Below are 17388 nucleotides of genomic sequence, written 5' to 3'. Positions count from 1 at the left end.
GATGCCGAACCTGATTCCGAACCAAGGAAATCCCATGCAAGCCCCTCTCGTTTTGCCTGCTGCCCTGCAATCGACCCTCAGACCGGGAGAGGTCGCCCTGGTCGGCGCCGGTCCCGGTGACCCCGGCCTGCTGACGTTGCGCGCCTGGAGTTTGTTGACGCAGGCCGACGCGGTGGTCTACGACCGTTTGATCAGCTCGCAGCTGTTGAGCCTGATCCCGCTGACGTGCGCCCGGCATTACGTGGGCAAGGCCGCCGGCTGCCACAGCCTGCCCCAGGCGCAGATCAACGAATTGCTGGCCGATCTCGCCGACCAGGGGCAACGGGTGGTCCGGCTCAAGGGCGGCGATCCGTTCATTTTCGGGCGTGGCGCCGAAGAGCTGGAATACTTGCTGGCCCGCGGTATCGATTGCCAGGTGGTGCCCGGGATCACGGCGGCGGCCGGTTGCAGTACCTACGCCGGCATTCCGTTGACCCATCGCGACCTGGTCAACTCCTGTCGTTTCATTACCGGTCATTTGCAGCGCGAAGGCGATTTGAACTTGCCCTGGCAAAGCCTGGCGGACGACAGCCAGACCCTGGTGTTCTACATGGGGCTGTCCAACCTCGGCACCATCGCCGCGCGGCTGATGGCGGCCGGCCTGGCCGCCGACACCCCGGCGGCGTTGATCAGCAACGGTACGCGTCCCGACCAGCAGGTGCTGCGCGGCACCCTCCGGCAATTACCGGACATGGCGACGACATGCTTCGAAGGCCTGCCGACGCTGACGGTGATCGGCAAGGTGGTCGGTTTGTTCGCCCACCAGCCGCTGGAGCATCCGGCGCGCCTGCACCCCGTACGTGCCCACCCTTTCGCCTCGAAGGTGGCGTCGTGAGTCGCTGGTGGCTCGCCCCCTTGCTGTGGCTAGGTGCCGCCCAAGGGGCTGTCGCGACAGAGCCGGACATGGCCCTGGCCGAACGCGACTACCAGCAGCATTGCCAACACTGTCACGGCGTGAATCGCATCGGCGGCGCCGGGCCTGCGCTGTTGCCCCAGAGCCTGAGCCGGATCAAGCCCGCCGAGGTCCGCCAGGTGATCGAAAACGGCCGGCCAGCCAGTCAGATGGCGGCATTCGGCGCGATCCTGGAGCCGGCACAGATCGACGGCCTGGCGCTGTACCTCCAGCGCCCACCCACCGTCGAACCGACCTGGAATGAAGACGACATTCGCCATAGCCATCGCGTGTTGGCGGACGTTGCCAAACTGCCCACCAGACCCCAGCACACGGCCGACCCGCTGAACCTGTTCGTGGTGGTGGAGGCTGGCGATCATCACATCGATATCGTCGACGGCGATCGCTTCGAGGTGATCGCCCGTTTCGCCTCGCACTTCGCGGTGCATGGCGGACCGAAGTTCTCGCCGGACGGGCGCTTCGTCTACCTGGCCTCCCGGGACGGCTGGATCAGCCTGTATGACCTGCACAACCTCAAGTTGATCGCCGAGGTGCGGGCCGGGCTCAATACCCGCAACCTGGCGGTGAGCAAGGATGGTCGCTGGGTGCTGGTGGGTAATTACCTGCCCGGCAACCTGGCGGTGCTCGATGCCCGGGACCTGTCACTGGTCAAGACCCTCGCCACAATGGGTACTGACGGTCAGGCTTCGCGGGTCAGCGCGGTCTACACCGCCCCACCGCGCAACAGCTTCATCGTCGCGCTGAAGGACACGAAAGAAGTGTGGGAACTGTCCACCGCTCCGAACCCGGACTTCGTCCCCAGGCGCATCGAAGTCCAGGATTACCTGGACGACTTTTCCTTCTCACCCGATTACCGGCAATTGCTCGCCACCTCGCGCAAGGCCCAGGGAGGCCAAGTCATCGACCTCGACAATGGCCGGGTGGTCACGGACATTGCTCTGCCGGGCATGCCGCACCTGGGCTCGGGGACGTATTGGAAACGCGATGGGCACTGGGTGTTCGCCACCCCCAATATCAGCAAAGGCCTGATTTCGGTCATCGACTTCAGCACCTGGAAAGTCATCAAGCAGATCCCCACCCTGGGACCGGGTTTCTTCCTGCGCAGCCACGTCAATTCCCGCTATGCCTGGACCGATGTGTTCTTCGGCCCGGACAACGACGCCATTCACCTGATCGACAAACAAACCCTGGAAATCGCCCACACCCTGCGCCCCATGCCCGGTAAAACCGCCGCCCACGTGGAATTCACCCGCGACGGCCGCTATTTGCTGCTGAGCATCTGGGACACCGACGGTGCGCTGATCGTCTACGACAGCAACACCCTCCAGGAGATCAAGCGCCTGCCCATGAACAAACCGTCGGGCAAGTACAACGTCGGCAACAAGATCGAATTTGCCGAGGGCACCTCTCATTAGGTTGGGCGTGGTTCAGCCAGGCAGACAAAACACCTGAGAGAGCGAGCCTGCTCGCGATAGCAGTGGGTCAGTCAACCTCCATGTTGCTGATTCGACGCCATCGCGAGCAAGCTCGCTCCCACAGGGGATTGTGGTGGATACAAAGCCTTGCGCCCCACGAAACACTGTGTGCGAGCTTGCTCGCGATGGCGGCCTGCCAAGCGCTGCATGACCTGCTGATCAACCGCTGGGACTCTGGCGAAAACTCACCGCCAGTCGGTTCCAGCTGTTGATGGTGCTGATCGCCAGGGTCAGGTCCACCAGTTCTTCCTCGCTGAACACCGCACGAGCCTGGGCATAAACCTCATCCGGCACCTGGCTTTGCGCCAACAGTGTCACCGCCTCGGTCCAGGCCAGGGCGGCGCGTTCACGGGGGGTGAAAAAGCCGCTGTCGCGCCACACCGCCACCGCGTACAGACGCCGCTCGGTCTCGCCCAGGCGCCGTGCGTCCACCGAATGCATGTCGGTACAAAACGCACAGCCGTTGAGTTGCGAAGCGCGGATCTTGATCAGGTGCAGCAGCGCCGGTTCGATGCTCAGGCGGCTGGTCAGCGCTTCCAGGCCGATCATCGCTTTCATCGCCCCGGGGGACGCACTGTAGTAATCCAGACGCTGGCTCATGGCACGCTCCGTGACGATTGATACCTCCAAGGTAGGCCTGGGGGGCAGTGAGCGACAGCTCCAATTCGTCGAAAATACCCGGGGCCAACTCGCGCAAGGCCAATGGACGGGATTTTCTCCACGCAACTTCTATGCAGCGGCACAATGCGGGTAATCTTGCGCCTTTGACGCTGGTCGCCAAACAATCGCCCAGGAGCCTGCGGGTATGGAACTTCATGTTGTCATCAACGGCCGCAAGGACCTGGCGGGCCAGTTGTATCAACAATTGCGCAGCGCCATCGAAAGTGGGCGCCTGGTCGCCGGCACGCAACTGCCGCCCAGCCGCTTGCTCGCCGAACAACTGGGGGTTTCGCGCAAGACCGTTTCCGACACCTACGCCCAACTGACCTACGAAAACTTCCTCACCGGCATCATCGGCAAAGGCACCTATGTGAACGCGCGGCCAGCCAGGATCGTGCGCAAACAAAGCCACCGCGAATTGGCCGGTGCCGACGTCGTCGAGGCCTGGCGCACCATGCCGGACCTGATGCGCCATCCCACTCTCGAAGGCGCGTTGCGTTATGACTTCATCGGCGGCGCCACCGGCAAGGGCCAGTTTCCCCTGGACGACTGGCGGCGCTGCACCGCCCATGCCCTGCGCCAAATCGCCAGCGCCAAGGGCTTCTACAGCCAGCCCGAGGGCTTGCCGGCGCTGCGCAATGCCATTGCCCGGCATATTGCATTTTCCCGTGGGGTCAATTGTCAGGACGATGACGTGGTGGTGTGCAATGGCGCGCAACAGGCCCTGGACCTGATCTCGCGGGTCTTGACCCGGCCCGGCAGCCTCGTGGCAATGGAAGATCCGGGGTATCCGCCGGCGCGGCTGCTGTTCGGCTCCCAGGGCGCCACGGTGGCCGGCGTGCCGGTGGACGAGCAAGGCATGCGCGTGGATCTGATCCCCGATGGCACGCGCCTGATTTATGTAACGCCTTCCCACCAGTTCCCCCTGGGCATGCCCATGAGCCAGGCCCGGCGCGAGGCCTTGCTGGCACGGGCCTATGAGCTGGGGGCGATCATCATCGAAGACGACTACGACAGCGAGTTCCGCTACGAGGGCCGGCCCGCCGATTCGCTGCAGAGCATGGACGAACGCGGGATTGTGGCCTACGTCGGGACCTTCTCCAAGACCCTGTTGCCAGAGCTGCGGCTCGGCTACGCGATCCTGCCACCGGCGATCCTCGAAGCGGTGATCCTGGCCAAGCGTCTCACCGACCAGCACACCTCCACCCTGCCCCAGTGGGCGCTGGCCAAGTTCATCGCCGAGGGCTGCCTGCTCAAGCACATCCGCCGCTGCCACACGCTGTATGCCGGTCGGCGCGAGCGAATCCTGGCACGCATGGCCGGGGACCTGTCACCCTGGTTCGAGGCCGTGCCCACCACCGCCGGCTTCCACATGGCGGTACTGTGCAAGGTACCCATCGACTTGGCGCTGGTGATCGAGCTAGCGAAAAAGGCCGAAGTCGGGCTGTACAGCCTTGAAGGTTTTTTCAACGAGACTCCGGTGCGAGCGGGCCTGTTCTTCGGTTTCGGCGCCATCGAGACCCTGGACATCGACATCGCCCTCGACCGCCTGCGGGACATTTTGCTGCAGGTCGCCTGACCGATTGGACTGGGCATTTATCCGCCCATTGGCTGTTTGAGCCGCGCCCCGACGGGCCTATCCTGCATGGGTGTCGTTGAGCGTCGAGCAACCCCATTCGACTTGATTCCAGGAGCCAGAACAATGTCTCGCCAAGTGATCAATACCGTACAGGTGCAGGCCGCCGCCGGTCGCTCGGAAGAACTGGGCCGACACCTGCAGCAAATCGTCGAGACCCTGCGCACCATGCCGGGCTGCGACGCCTATATGGTCGACCGTTGTCCGGAAGATGGCGACCGCTGGAACGTCAGCGCCCGTTGGCAATCGGAAGCGGCGATGCAAGCCCACTTCAACTGCCCTGAAGTGCAGAGCTTCATCGGCCTGATCGACAGCCGCCTGGCCAGAAGCGTGGACTTCAATAGTTTTCCGGTTGTCTGAGCGCCGCAACCTTGATTGATCGTTCCCACGCACCCGCGTGGGAACGCCGCCAGGGACGCTCCGCGTTCCACTTCTGGAAGGTGACGCAGAGCGCCACGGGATGCATTCCCACGCAGAGCGTGGGGAACGATCAACGACCCAGCTCGGTGTAATTTCGATCGTTCCCACGCTCCCGCGTGGGAATGCCGCCAGGGACGCTCCGCGTTCCGCTTCTGCAAGGTGACGCAGAGCGTCACGGGATGCATTACCACGCAGAGCGTGGGGAACGATCAACGACCCAGCTCGGTGTAATTTCGATCGTTCCCACGCTCCCGCGTGGGAATGCCGCCAGGGACGCTCCGCGTTCCACTTCTGGAAGGTGACGCAGAGCGCCACGGGATGCATTCCCACGCAGAGCGTGGGGAACGATCAAGCGGGCCAGTCTGATGGAAGTTCGCCGCCTACCCATTGGTCTACCCACCTTCCGAAAGATTGGACGTTTGCTTACCCCACCTGGGGGCTTAGGGTGAATCCATCGCCGCGACAGCGCGAATCCACTCAACACCACACAGGTCATAACACCATGAAAACCCTCTGCCTGATCGCCGCCCTCGGCCTGCTGCCCATCGCCCAAACCTACGCCCACGAAGCCGCGCCTTCGGAGAAGGTCACGGTGTTGCAGGAAAAAATGCTGAAGAACCTGCCCGGGGAAAAAGCCATGATGCTCACCGTCAACTATGCCCCCGGCCAATCCTCCATCGCCCACAAACATGAAGGCACGGCCATGGCCTACGTACTCGAAGGCGCCATCACCTCCCAGGTCAAGGGCGAGCCGGCGACCACCTACAAGGCTGGGGAATTCTGGTACGAAGCGGCGGGCTCCGAGCACCTGGTTTCGAAAAATGCCAGCGCGACAGAGCCGGCGAAATTGCTGGTATTCATGGTGATGGGAGAGAACGAAGCGGTGTTGATCCCGCTGAAGAACTAACGGAGCTGCCCACAAAAAAAGCCCCGCATCTCTCAATGCGGGGCTCTTTCATTCAACGCCAGATCAGTTGGCCGTCACGACCGCCTGACCACTCAACGCCAGGTCCAGCAGTTCGCGGTTGGCCACCGCGTACATGGCGTAGTCGGTACCGCTGGCGGCACGGATGTCCACCAGCATCGCACGCCAACGGTCGACCATACTGGCATGCTGCTCCAGCCACAGCGCCAGGCGGGCTTCCACCTCCTGACTGCCATCGCCTTCCTGCAGGACCGAGATGGTGATCGCCCGTTGCTGCCAGTCGATGTCATCGCGGAACGCTTCGCGGGCCAGTGCCTGCCAGTTGTTTTCCACCGGCAAGGCGCTGATCTGTTGCAGGTACCAGGTGATGTCCAGGGCGCTGCCCACGGCGAAGTAGGCCTTGGCCACATCGGCGGCGTTCTGACCGGTGACGTCGGACGCCTCGATGATCGGCAGCAAGGTGTACAGGTGCGTGGTGCCGGCAACCATGCGTGCCAGCAACTCCGGCACACCAGCGGCCACGTAGGCCTGGTAGCGGGTCTGCCAGCCTTCGCGTGTCGGGCCTTCCAGCAGTTCGTCGAGCTTGAGGCCCAACGCGGCCAGGTGCGGACCGAAGTGCGCCACGTCACGGGCAGCGTTCTGCTCGTTGCGGCGGCTGCGCAGGAACCAGCGCGTCGCGCGACGACCCAGGCGCATCAGCTCGTCCATCAGCTCCAGTTGCACGTCGGCGGAAACCTGGTGGTCCAGGGCTTCGATCTGCCGGAACCAGTGCGGGAGATGGAAGATATCCCGAACAATTACATACGCACCCGCCACATTCGCCGGGCTCATGCCCGTCGACTCCTTGAGCCGTTGAACGAAGGTGATGCCCATGTGGTTGACCAGGTCGTTGGCGATCTGGGTGCTGACGATCTCGCGTTTCAGGCGATGGCGACGCATGGCCTCGGAGAACTTGCTCACCAGCGTCGGCGGGAACGCAGTCTCCATGTCACGGGTCAGGTAGTCGTCATCCGGTACCAGGGAGTTGAGCAGCGCTTCCTTGAGGTCGATCTTGCTGTAGGAGATCAGCACCGACAGTTCGGCACGGGTCAGGCCATGGCCCGCCGCGACACGTTCGGCCAGTTGTTCTTCGGTCGGCAGGAACTCGATGGCACGATCCAGCTTGCCACGGGCTTCCAGGTCGTTCATCAGGCGCTTGTACTCGGCGATCCGCACGAAAGCGCGACGGGCCGCCAGGGACAGGGCCTGGGTCTGCTTGTAGTTGTTGCCCAACACCAGGCCACCGACTTCGTCGGTCATGCTGCCAAGCAACTGGTTGCGTTGCTTCTCAGTCATGTCGCCGGCCTGCACCACTTCGTTGAGCAGGATCTTGATGTTCACTTCGTGGTCGGAGCAGTCCACGCCGCCGGCGTTGTCGATGAAGTCGGTGTTGGAACCGCCACCATTGAGGCCGAACTCGACGCGACCCAGTTGGGTCATGCCCAGGTTGCCGCCCTCGCCCACCACCTTGCAGCGCAGTTCGTTACCGTTCACGCGCAGTGCATCGTTGGCCTTGTCGCCGACATCGGCGTGGCTTTCGCTGCTGGCCTTGACGTAGGTGCCGATACCGCCGTTCCACAACAGGTCCACCGGTGCCTTGAGCAAGGCGTTGAGCAGTTCGGTCGGGGTCAGCTTGTCGGCCTTGATGTCGAAGCGTTCTTTCATCTGTGGCGAGATGGCAATGCTCTTCGCGCTGCGCGAGAAGATACCGCCGCCTTCGGACATGATGCTGGTGTCGTAGTCGGTCCAGGCCGAACGCGGCAGGTCGAACAAGCGCTGGCGCTCGACGAAGCTGCTGGCAGGCTCCGGGTTCGGGTCGATGAAGATGTGCAAGTGGTTGAAGGCCGCGACCAGTTGCAGTTTGTCCGACATCAGCAAGCCGTTACCGAACACGTCGCCGGCCATGTCGCCGACGCCCACCACGGTGATGCTGTCTTCCTGGACATTGATGCCGCGTTCGCGGAAGTGGCGCTGCACGCCGACCCACGCGCCCTTGGCGGTGATGCCCATTTTCTTGTGGTCGTAGCCCGCCGAACCGCCGGAGGCGAACGCATCGCCCAGCCAGAAGCCGTAGTCGATGGCGATGCCGTTGGCGATGTCGGAGAAGGTCGCGGTGCCTTTGTCCGCCGCCACCACCAGGTACGGGTCATCGTCGTCATGGCGCACGACGTTGGCCGGTGGCACCAGGGCGCCGTCCTTGAGGTTGTCGGTGATGTCCAACAGGCCCGAAATGAAGATGCGGTAGCAGGCGATGCCCTCGGCCGCGATCTCGTCACGGCTGCCGCCCAACGGCAGGCGACGCGGCAGGAAGCCGCCCTTGGCGCCCACCGGCACGATCACCGAGTTCTTCACTTGCTGGGCTTTCACCAGGCCCAGCACTTCGGTGCGGTAGTCTTCTTCACGGTCGGACCAGCGCAGGCCGCCGCGAGCGACGTTGCCGAAGCGCAGGTGCACGCCTTCGACCCGTGGCGAGTACACGAAGATTTCGAACTTCGGTACGGGCCTTGGCAGTTCCGGGATCAGGTGCGGGTTGAACTTGAAGCTGAAGTAGGACTTGTTCTGGCCGTGGGCATCGGTCTGGTAGAAGTTGGTCCGCAGGGTCGCCTTGATCAGGTCCAGGTAGCGACGCAGGATGCGGTCTTCGTTGAGCACCTGGACGTCGTCCAGGGCCGAGAGGATCGCCTGCTCCAGGCGCAGCTGCTTGTCTTCCAGGTCATCGCCGCTGAGCTTGCGCGCCAGGTAGAAGCGGGTCTTGAACAACCGGGTCAACTCGCGAGCGATGTCGGTGTGGTTGTTCAGGGTGCTGGCGATGTAACCCAGGTCGAAGCCCAGGCGGATCTGCTTCAGGTAACGGGCGTAGGCGCGCAGCAGCGCCACGTCGCGCCATGGCAGGCCGGCGGTCAGCACCAGGCGGTTGAACGCATCGTTCTCGGCATCGCCACGCACGATGTGGACGAAGGCGTCCTGCAAGGTGTCGTTGAGCTGCTGGATATCCAGGTCCAGGCCTTCGGCGGCGGTGAACGCGAAATCATGAATCCAGAACTCGCGGCCATTGGTGTGGCGCAGGCGGTACGGGAACTCGCCCAGCACGCGCAAGCCAAGGTTTTCCAGGATCGGCAGCACGTCGGACAGCGCCAGCGGCGTGTCGGCGTGATACAGCTTGCAGTGCAGCTCGCGCTGGCCGGAGACCTGGCCCAGTGGCTGGTAGAAGCTCATGACCAGCGGATTTTTTTCACTCAGGCTCAGCAAGTGCTGCATGTCGACCACGGCCGAGTGCGCGGCAAAACGCTCACGGTAGCCGGCCGGGAAGCCTTTCGGGAAATCCGACAGCACGTTGGTGCCCTGGGCTTCGCCGAAGCTTTCGATCACCAGGTTGGCGTAGTCGTCCTTCCAGCTGCGGCAGGCCTGCACCACTTCTTTTTCCAGCAGCACCGGATCGATGTCGAGACGGTTCTTCGGGTCCACCCGCAGGATCAGCTGTACGCGGGCCAGCACGGATTCGGAGAAGAACGTCCAGAATTCGCAGTCCGAGGCCTTCAGGCGATCCATCAGCACTTGCTGGATCTTCTGGCGCACTTCGGTGGAATAGATGTCGCGAGGCACATAGGCCAGGCAGTAGCAGAAACGCCCGTACGGATCTTTGCGCAAGAACACGCGGATCTTGTTGCGTTCCTGGATTTGCACGATGGACATCACGGTGCTGAACAGCTCATCCACCGGGGTCTGGAACAGGTCGTCACGGGGCAGCACTTCTACCACCTGGGCCAGTTCCTTGCCCAGGTGCGCCTTGGCCTGGAAGCCCGAGCGACGTTCGATTTCCGCGACCTTGCGGCGGATGTACGGGATGACCCGCACGCTCTCGCCATACACCGACGAGGTGTACAGGCCCATGAAGCGGCATTCCTTGATGACCTTGCCGTTGGCGTCGATTTCGCGGATCGACACGTAGTCCGGGTAGGCCGGACGGTGTACGCGACTCGGGTGCGCGGCCTTGGCGAACGACAGTGGCGTCGGTTCGCGCAGGTAATTGACGGCGTAGTCTTCGATGCGCAGGTCTTCGGCGGTCAGGCCGGCGCGCAGCAATTTGGTCAGGCCGAGGAACGAATCGGGGTTGTATTCGATGTGGCCGCCGTCGGCTTCATCGCGCACCACGAACTCTTCGTAGCCCAGGAAAGTGAAGTGGTTGCCCACCAGCCATTCCAGGAAGCTCTTGATCTCGCTCTTTTCATCAGCGTCGATGGCGTAGGCGCTGCTGTCCAGGCTGTCGAGGATTTCCTGGACCTTGGCTTTCATCGGTTCGAAATCAGCCACGGCCACGCGCACTTCGCCCAGCACTTGCTCAAGTTCCTTGCTCAGGACGTTGAGTTCGGCGGCGTTGGCGCAGCGGTCGATTTCCAGGTACATCAACGACTCTTGCAGGATGTCGTCGCCCTGGGTGCCTTTGGGCAGGACTTCCAGCAACTCGCCCTTGCTGCCGCGACGCACGCTCAGCACGGTGGTTTGCAGGGTATGGATGCTGTAGCCGCGACGGTTCAGTTCGGTGCGGACCGAATCCACCAGGAACGGCAGGTCGTGGTGCAACACCTCCACGGCCGTGTGGGTCGACTGCCAGCCGTGGCGTTCGTAATCGGGGTTGTAGACACGCACCTGCGGTTGCGCGTGATCGAAGCGCTCAAGCAGGCGCCAGGCAGACAGGGTGCAGCCGGCGAGGTCGGACAACCGGCGCTGGGTAAGTTCATCGAGGGAAATGATGCCGAAGAATTGTTCAGCGAACAGCGCCACTTGTGGCAGTGCCTGTTCACTGATGTGCTGCGCCAGTGCCGCTTGCAGTTGATGCTGGAAGTCGGCCTTGCTGGCTGCGGTGAAGAACGCCATCTGTGGTACTCCGCTTGGGCTTGTTATTGATGAAAGCGTCGCGTGCAACCCCTTGCGGGGCTATTGGCCATCCCGTTCCTGATTCTCGGGCAGAGGAAACAGGATGACAGGTGGATGAAGCTGGACGAGCCCCGCAGGTCACATCCTTTTCCATGTAATTGCATGTCATGGACACCTGCAAAAAACACCCCCGGGGTGGCCTTTGCAGGTACACATCCGTTGCGCAGCTTACCGAGTGCGACAATGTGCCTGCTTGCAACGCTGCGACATATTCGGTCATCGGCTAGCTAAACAGCCGGTACGCACCGGACAACCCTAGCAGGCTGGGGACCAAACGGCACCCCGAGGCGGTAAACCAGCAGAAAATCCTTCGCACTGGCAGAATCCACTTTTTGCACCCCGCAGGTGCACTCGATCCTGGAGCCATCACCATGAAAATGACCACCGCCCTTCTGATCGCCAACCCGTGTGATGAAGAAGAAGACAACATGGCCATGCTCTGCTGCCACAGCGCCCAGGGCGACATGTTCCTGATGACTCGCTACCCCGACGAAGACGCACTGGAAATCACCCTGGATGGCGAGCCTTCAACGCTCGATGGCGTGAAGGTGACACTAAGCCCGACCCTACTGAAGATCGAAATCGCCGCAGCGGACGCCGATGCACTGAATGGCGATGATGTGCTGGAAATCAGCCACAACAGCGATGCGGCGGACCTGGCGGAAGTGGAATTGACCTTGCAGAACATTCTCCGGGGTACGGGGACCTATGTAAGGCAGGGCTGACGCCAGCGTTTTCATGGACGCCATCGCGAGCAAGCTCGCTCCCACAGAGGAATGGCGTCACTCCCCAATCTGCTCCATGTGTGGGAGCTTGCTCGCGATGGCGGTGGCCCAGCTTGCATAGAGAATGACCGTCATCTCCAAAACCGCTCGCGATGTCGCAACCGTCGGTCGCCCTCATATCGAGGCACCCTTGACGACCGACCGGATTCTGATGTTTCCTGAAACCGGTTTCAGAACCGCTGAATAATTCCAATAAGCAGGTTTCTATCCGTGAATTCTTTCTCCGCTGCCCAGCGCAGCCGCGTGACCATGCTTGATGTCGCCGAACGCGCCGGGGTCTCCAAGGCCAGCGTCTCGCGGTTCATTGGCGAGGACCGCGCCCTGCTCTCCGAGGCCATCGCCCGGCGCATCGAGCAGGCGATCAATGAGCTGGGCTATCGCCCCAACCAGATGGCCCGTGGCCTCAAGCGCGGACGCACACGCCTGATCGGCATGCTGGTGGCCGATATCCGCAACCCTTACTCAATTGCCGTGATGCATGGCGTGGAAACCGCCTGCCGTCGCCATGGCTACAGCCTGGTGGTGTGCAACACCGACCGCGATGACGAGCAGGAACGCCAGCACCTGGCGCTGTTGCGCGCCTACAACATCGAAGGGCTGATCGTGAACACCCTCGGTCATCACCGTGAGGAACTGCTCGAACTGCGCGGTGAGATGCCGCTGGTGCTGGTGGATCGCAAGGTCGATCGGCTCGAAAGCGACCTGGTGGGACTGGACAATCCCGCGGCCGTCGAGATGGCGCTCGACCACCTGGAACAACGGGGGTACCGCGATCTGCTGCTGGTGACCGAGCCCTTCGACGGCACCAGCTCGCGGATCGAGCGGGTCGACAGTTTCAAGGCCGGCATCGAGCGGCGCCCTGCCCTGACCGGCGCCGTGGTGGACACCTGCGATCAGTTGACCGCGCGCATCAAGACCTTCCTGGCCCAACCGGGTCATGGCCCCAAGGCGTTGTTCTGCGCCAATGGCATCGCCGCCCTGGCCGCCACGACGGTGTTGCGCGAGCTGGATTGTCACTTGTTCGACGACGTGGGCCTGATCGCCCTCGATGACCTGGATTGGTACCCGTTGGTGGGTAGCGGCATCACTGCCCTGGCCCAACCGACGGCCGAGATCGGCGCCAGTGCGTTCGAGTGTCTGCTCAAGCGCTTGCGCGGCGACAACGGGCCGGTGCGGACCCTGGATTTTGCGGCGCGGTTGATTGAGCGTGGGTCGACGCTTGGGAATGGTCGGTGATGGTGAGGGCCCTATCGCGAGCAAGCTCGCTCCCACACTGGATCTGCGTCGCACTGAAGATCCCTGTGGGAGCGAGCTTGCTCGCGATGAGGCCCTGAAGCACACCCCCTTTTTTTGAACCCTTTTTTTGAACAGAACTGAAACCGGTTTCAGAGGTACAACAACAATGAACAAACCACCCGTTTCCATCAGCCTTTCCAGCTACGGCGCCGACCTGGTGCGGCAACATGGCCAAGGCAGTTTCATCGATCTATTGGCCGCCGCCGGCGCCTCGCGGATCGAATGGCGCGAGGAACTGCTCACCACCGAACAGCCCGCCGAGCTGGCCACGGGCGCCCAGGCCAAAGGTTTGCAGAGCATTTTTTCGTCCCCCCTCGAGCTGTGGCTCGCGGGCCGGTCCAAACCCAATCCCGCCCTGGCGCCTACCTTGCAACGTGCCGAGGCGTTCGGCTCGACATGGCTGAAAGTCTCCCTCGGTCACTTCACCGATTCCCATGACCTGTCAGCCTTGGCGGATGTGCTCGCCGCAAGCCCGGTGCAGTTGCTGGTGGAAAACGACCAGACCTTGCAGGGCGGGCGGATCGAGCCGTTGCAACGGTTCTTCGCCGCAGCCGAGCAGCAAGCGCTGCCCATCGGCATGACCTTCGACATTGGCAACTGGCAATGGCAGGACCAATCGGCCGTCGTGGCGGCCCGGCAGCTCGGACGGCATGTGGTGTATGTGCATTGCAAAGCCGTGGCCCGGCGCGCCGACGGCAAACTGATTGCCGTCCCCCCGGCGATAGTGGACCTGCATCTGTGGGAACAGTTGCTCAAGCAGATGCCCAGCGGCGTGATGCGTGCCGCGGAGTACCCGCTGCAAGGCGATGACCTGCTGCAATTGACCGCTGAACATGTCGCCACCCTCGCCCGCCTGGGACAATCACGCCGGGAGCCTGCCCATGTCTGAGTTCGATGTGTTGTCGTTCGGCGAAACCATGGCGATGCTGGTGGCGGATCAGCGCGGTGACCTGGCCAGCGTCGACCAGTTTCACAAGCGCATTGCGGGGGCCGACAGCAACGTGGCCATCGGCCTGTCACGGCTGGGCTTCAAGGTCGCGTGGCTGAGCCGGGTCGGCGCCGATTCCCTGGGACGTTTCGTCGTGCAGACGCTGGAGAACGAAGGTTTGGATTGTCGTCACGTGGCGGTCGATCCGGAACGCCCCACCGGCTTCCAATTCAAATCCCGCACCGACGACGGCAGCGATCCGCAAGTCGAGTACTTCCGCCGCAGCTCGGCGGCCAGCCAGCTGTCGTTCGCATCCATCGCACCGCCGCTGCTGGGTGCCCGTCACTTGCACGCCACCGGTATTGTGCCAGCGCTGTCGCTCACCGCCCGGGAGATGTCCTTTGAGCTGATGACCCGCATGCGCGAGGCCGGTCGCAGCCTGTCGTTCGACCCCAACCTGCGGCCAAGCCTGTGGCCCAGCGAGTCGATGATGATTGGCGAAATCAATCGCCTCGCCGCCCTCGCCCACTGGGTCTTGCCGGGCCTCAGCGAAGGCCGCTTGCTGACGGGGTACGACGAGCCCGCCGACATCGCCGCGTTCTACCTGGACCAGGGCGCCGAAGCCGTGGTGATCAAGCTCGGTGCGGACGGCGCCTATTACCGCACGCCGCAGGACCAGGGTGTTGTGGCCGGCGTGCCGGTGGCCCGCGTAGTGGACACCGTGGGCGCCGGCGATGGATTTGCCGTTGGCCTGATCAGTGCGTTGCTCGAAGGACGCGCCATCACCGAGGCCGTGCAGCGCGCCAATTGGATCGGCAGCCGCGCGGTTCAGAGCCGTGGAGACATGGAGGGATTGCCGACTCGCATTGAGTTATTGGCGCAATTCAATGACGCCAATCGCGAGCAAGCTCGCTCCCACAGGGGATGACCTTAACCCTGTAGGAGCGAGCTTGCTCGCGATAGAGACCACCGCAAAACACACCTGCTGCAAACAAAAACAACAAGCTCAGGAGTCAACGACATGCAAACGCTCAACCTCGCCACCCGTCGCTGGTGGTACATCATGCCCATCGTGTTCATCACCTACAGCCTGGCCTACCTGGACCGGGCCAACTACGGGTTCGCCGCCGCCTCGGGCATGGCCGAGGACCTGATGATCACGCCGGGGCTGTCGTCCTTGCTGGGCGCCCTGTTTTTCCTCGGTTACTTTTTCTTCCAGGTGCCAGGGGCGATCTACGCGCAGAAACACAGCGTGAAGAAGCTGATCTTCGTCAGCCTGATCCTCTGGGGCTCCCTGGCGACGCTGACCGGGGTCGTTTCCAACGCGTACTGGCTGATCGTGATCCGCTTCATGCTTGGCGTGGTCGAGGCCGCCGTGATGCCGGCCATGCTGGTGTACCTGTGTCATTGGTTCACCCGGGCCGAACGCTCACGCGCCAATACCTTCCTGATCCTCGGCAACCCGGTGACCATGCTGTGGATGTCGGTGGTGTCGGGTTACCTGGTGCAGCAATTCGACTGGCGCTGGATGTTCATCATCGAAGGCCTGCCGGCGGTACTCTGGGCCTTTATCTGGTGGCGCCTGGCCGATGATCGTCCATCCCAGGCCAAATGGCTCAGCAACCAGGAAAAACATGATCTGGAAAGCGCACTGGCGGCTGAACAGGTCGGCATCAAGGCGGTGAAGAACTATGCCGAGGCCTTCCGCTCGCCCAAGGTCATCATCCTGGCGCTGCAGTTTTTCTGCTGGAGCATTGGGGTCTACGGGTTCGTGCTGTGGTTGCCGTCCATCCTCAAGGCGGGCTTGCAGATGAGCATGGTCGAGGCCGGTTGGCTGTCATCGTTGCCGTACCTGGCGGCGGTGGTCGGCATGCTGGTGGTGTCCTGGGCCTCGGACAAGGCCCAGAAGCGCAAGCGCTTCGTCTGGCCGCCGCTGCTGGTCGCGTCCATCGCGTTCTATGCCTCGTACCTGCTGGGGCCTGAACATTTCTGGTGGTCCTACAGCCTGCTGGTGGTCGCCGGGGCTTGCATGTATGCGCCGTACGGACCGTTTTTTGCCATCGTTCCGGAAATCCTCCCCGCCAACGTCGCCGGCGGCGCCATGGCGCTGATCAACAGCATGGGCGCGCTGGGTTCGTTCGGCGGCTCGTACCTGGTGGGTTACCTCAACGGCTCCACCGGCTCCCCTGGCATGTCCTTCCTGTTGATGAGCGGCGCGTTGCTGGTGGCCGTGGTGCTGACCCTCGCCCTCAAGCCCGGCGCCAGCGACCGGGCCGTGCCGAAAACCGCGACGCCACACTCGGCGCCCGCCCATTCCTGAATCGAGACCCGCCCATGAAAAAGCACGTGGTGTTGTACAAGGCGCTGTCAGCGCAATTAATGGCCCGTTTGCAAGCCCAGGCCCAAGTCACGCTCATCGAGCGCCTCGACGCGCAGGGCCTGGTGCAACTGCGCGAGGCCTTGCCAAGCGCCCATGGCTTGCTCGGTGCCAGCCTCAAGCTGGATGCGCCGTTGCTGGACCTGGCGCCGAACCTGCAAGCCATCGCCAGCGTCTCGGTGGGGGTCGACAACTACGACATCGACTACCTGACCGAACGCCGGATCCTGCTCACCAATACCCCGGACGTGCTCACCGAAACCACCGCGGACACTGGTTTCGCCCTGATCCTGGCAACCGCCCGCCGCGTGGTGGAACTGGCCAACCTGGTGCGCAGCGGCGGCTGGCAACAGAGCATCGGCCCCAAGCATTTCGGCAGCGATGTCCATGGCAAGACCCTGGGCATCATCGGCATGGGCCGTATCGGCGAAGCCTTGGCCCAGCGCGGGCACTTCGGCTTCGGCATGCCGGTGCTCTACCACAGCCACTCGCCCAAGCCTGCAGTCGAGCAGCGTTTCAATGCACGCTATTGCAGCCTCGAAACATTGTTGCAGCAGGCGGACTTCGTTTGCCTGACCTTGCCCTTGACGGCTGAAACCCAAGGGCTGATCGATGCACAGGCGTTTGCCCGGATGCGTCCCGAGACCATTTTCATCAATATCTCCCGGGGCAAAGTGGTGGACGAAGCGGCACTGATCGACGCCCTGCGCAACGGGCAGATCCGTGGCGCAGGGCTGGACGTGTTCGAGCGCGAGCCCTTGAGTGCGGATTCGCCGCTGTTGCAGTTGGATAACGTGGTGGCGACACCGCACATGGGCTCGGCCACCCATGAGACACGGGAGGCGATGGCGCGGTGTGCGGTGGATAATCTGCTGGCGGCATTGGCGGGTGAGCGGCCGGTGAATCTGGTGAATGCGGGGGTGTGGGTAGGCTGAGCACTCATCCGAGCACAGCAGCGCT

At 62.9% G+C, this 17388-nt stretch carries 13 protein-coding genes; 11 read left to right on the top strand and 2 right to left on the bottom strand.

Annotated elements, in window-relative coordinates:
• The first annotated feature begins 34 nt into the window (after positions 1-34).
• Together cobA and LOY70_RS13040 are read left to right on the top strand one after the other, a co-directional pair.
• Entirely contained in the window at positions 35-874 is an 840-nt protein-coding gene (cobA, locus tag LOY70_RS13045) for a uroporphyrinogen-III C-methyltransferase (protein WP_265037259.1), read from the top strand.
• Entirely contained in the window at positions 871-2367 is a 1497-nt protein-coding gene (locus LOY70_RS13040; RefSeq protein WP_320110202.1) for a cytochrome D1 domain-containing protein, read from the top strand. Before cobA ends, LOY70_RS13040 begins: the two co-directional genes overlap by 4 nt.
• Before the next feature lie 219 nt (positions 2368-2586).
• On the opposite strand, the gene LOY70_RS13035 is transcribed toward LOY70_RS13040, so the two are convergent.
• Positions 2587-3027, bottom strand: coding sequence for a carboxymuconolactone decarboxylase family protein (locus LOY70_RS13035; RefSeq protein WP_265037257.1), 441 nt, complete (start codon positions 3025-3027; stop codon positions 2587-2589).
• A 205-nt stretch (positions 3028-3232) separates the two neighbouring features.
• Between LOY70_RS13035 and LOY70_RS13030 the strand changes: the two genes are divergently transcribed.
• The 3 genes from LOY70_RS13030 (at position 3233) to LOY70_RS13020 (ending at position 6050) form a co-directional block, all read left to right on the top strand.
• Positions 3233-4666 (top strand): PLP-dependent aminotransferase family protein, encoded by a 1434-nt coding sequence (locus tag LOY70_RS13030; protein WP_265037255.1) that lies wholly within the window; start codon positions 3233-3235, stop codon positions 4664-4666.
• Between the two features lie 123 nt (positions 4667-4789).
• Complete coding sequence (locus tag LOY70_RS13025; protein WP_265037253.1) at positions 4790-5083, top strand: antibiotic biosynthesis monooxygenase family protein; 294 nt, start codon at positions 4790-4792, stop codon at positions 5081-5083.
• Positions 5084-5645: 562 nt separating this feature from the next.
• Positions 5646-6050, top strand: a complete 405-nt coding sequence (locus tag LOY70_RS13020; protein ID WP_265037251.1) for a cupin domain-containing protein — start codon at positions 5646-5648, stop codon at positions 6048-6050.
• 63 nt (positions 6051-6113) lie between these two features.
• Here LOY70_RS13020 and LOY70_RS13015 read toward each other — a convergent pair whose 3' ends face one another.
• Positions 6114-10982 carry an NAD-glutamate dehydrogenase gene (locus LOY70_RS13015; RefSeq protein ID WP_265037249.1) on the bottom strand — a complete coding sequence of 1623 codons (4869 nt, stop codon included), beginning with the start codon at positions 10980-10982 and terminating at the stop codon, positions 6114-6116.
• A gap of 431 nt (positions 10983-11413) precedes the next feature.
• On the opposite strand from LOY70_RS13015, the gene LOY70_RS13010 reads away from it, so the two are divergent.
• The 6 genes from LOY70_RS13010 (at position 11414) to LOY70_RS12985 (ending at position 17363) form a co-directional block, all read left to right on the top strand.
• Positions 11414-11767 carry a hypothetical protein gene (locus LOY70_RS13010; RefSeq protein ID WP_265037247.1) on the top strand — a complete coding sequence of 118 codons (354 nt, stop codon included), beginning with the start codon at positions 11414-11416 and terminating at the stop codon, positions 11765-11767.
• Positions 11768-12037: 270 nt separating this feature from the next.
• Positions 12038-13063 carry a LacI family DNA-binding transcriptional regulator gene (locus LOY70_RS13005; RefSeq protein WP_320110201.1) on the top strand — a complete coding sequence of 342 codons (1026 nt, stop codon included), beginning with the start codon at positions 12038-12040 and terminating at the stop codon, positions 13061-13063.
• A gap of 166 nt (positions 13064-13229) precedes the next feature.
• Positions 13230-14012: a sugar phosphate isomerase/epimerase family protein gene (locus LOY70_RS13000; RefSeq protein ID WP_265037245.1), complete on the top strand. Its 783-nt coding sequence runs from the start codon at positions 13230-13232 to the stop codon at positions 14010-14012.
• The gene (locus LOY70_RS12995) at positions 14005-14979 is read left to right on the top strand and encodes a sugar kinase (RefSeq protein ID WP_265037243.1); all 975 of its coding nucleotides are present in this window, start codon (positions 14005-14007) and stop codon (positions 14977-14979) included. The genes LOY70_RS13000 and LOY70_RS12995 overlap by 8 nt, the downstream gene beginning before the upstream one ends.
• Positions 14980-15072: 93 nt before the next feature.
• Positions 15073-16371: an MFS transporter gene (locus LOY70_RS12990; RefSeq protein WP_123413780.1), complete on the top strand. Its 1299-nt coding sequence runs from the start codon at positions 15073-15075 to the stop codon at positions 16369-16371.
• 14 nt (positions 16372-16385) lie between these two features.
• A complete protein-coding gene (locus tag LOY70_RS12985; protein ID WP_265037240.1) occupies positions 16386-17363 on the top strand; it encodes a 2-hydroxyacid dehydrogenase in 978 nt (325 codons plus the stop codon).
• Positions 17364-17388 lie beyond the last annotated feature (25 nt).

The sequence above is a fragment of the Pseudomonas sp. B21-054 genome, from assembly GCF_026016345.1.
In the GTDB taxonomy this organism is placed as follows: Bacteria; Pseudomonadota; Gammaproteobacteria; order Pseudomonadales; family Pseudomonadaceae; genus Aquipseudomonas.
This window is presented reverse-complemented; position numbering and strand designations above follow the sequence as displayed.

Excerpts from the sequence above, each read along its gene's own strand:
- LOY70_RS13000 (WP_265037245.1), top strand. The coding sequence starts at position 13,230 with ATGAACAAACCACCCGTTTCCATCAGCCTTTCCAGCTACGGCGCCGAC.
- cobA (WP_265037259.1), top strand. The coding sequence starts at position 35 with ATGCAAGCCCCTCTCGTTTTGCCTGCTGCCCTGCAATCGACCCTCAGA.
- LOY70_RS13025 (WP_265037253.1), top strand. The coding sequence starts at position 4,790 with ATGTCTCGCCAAGTGATCAATACCGTACAGGTGCAGGCCGCCGCCGGT.
- LOY70_RS12995 (WP_265037243.1), top strand. The coding sequence starts at position 14,005 with ATGTCTGAGTTCGATGTGTTGTCGTTCGGCGAAACCATGGCGATGCTG.
- LOY70_RS13035 (WP_265037257.1), bottom strand. The coding sequence starts at position 3,027 with ATGAGCCAGCGTCTGGATTACTACAGTGCGTCCCCCGGGGCGATGAAA.
- LOY70_RS13015 (WP_265037249.1), bottom strand. The coding sequence starts at position 10,982 with ATGGCGTTCTTCACCGCAGCCAGCAAGGCCGACTTCCAGCATCAACTG.
- LOY70_RS12990 (WP_123413780.1), top strand. The coding sequence starts at position 15,073 with ATGCAAACGCTCAACCTCGCCACCCGTCGCTGGTGGTACATCATGCCC.
- LOY70_RS13030 (WP_265037255.1), top strand. The coding sequence starts at position 3,233 with ATGGAACTTCATGTTGTCATCAACGGCCGCAAGGACCTGGCGGGCCAG.
- LOY70_RS13020 (WP_265037251.1), top strand. The coding sequence starts at position 5,646 with ATGAAAACCCTCTGCCTGATCGCCGCCCTCGGCCTGCTGCCCATCGCC.
- LOY70_RS12985 (WP_265037240.1), top strand. The coding sequence starts at position 16,386 with ATGAAAAAGCACGTGGTGTTGTACAAGGCGCTGTCAGCGCAATTAATG.
- LOY70_RS13010 (WP_265037247.1), top strand. The coding sequence starts at position 11,414 with ATGAAAATGACCACCGCCCTTCTGATCGCCAACCCGTGTGATGAAGAA.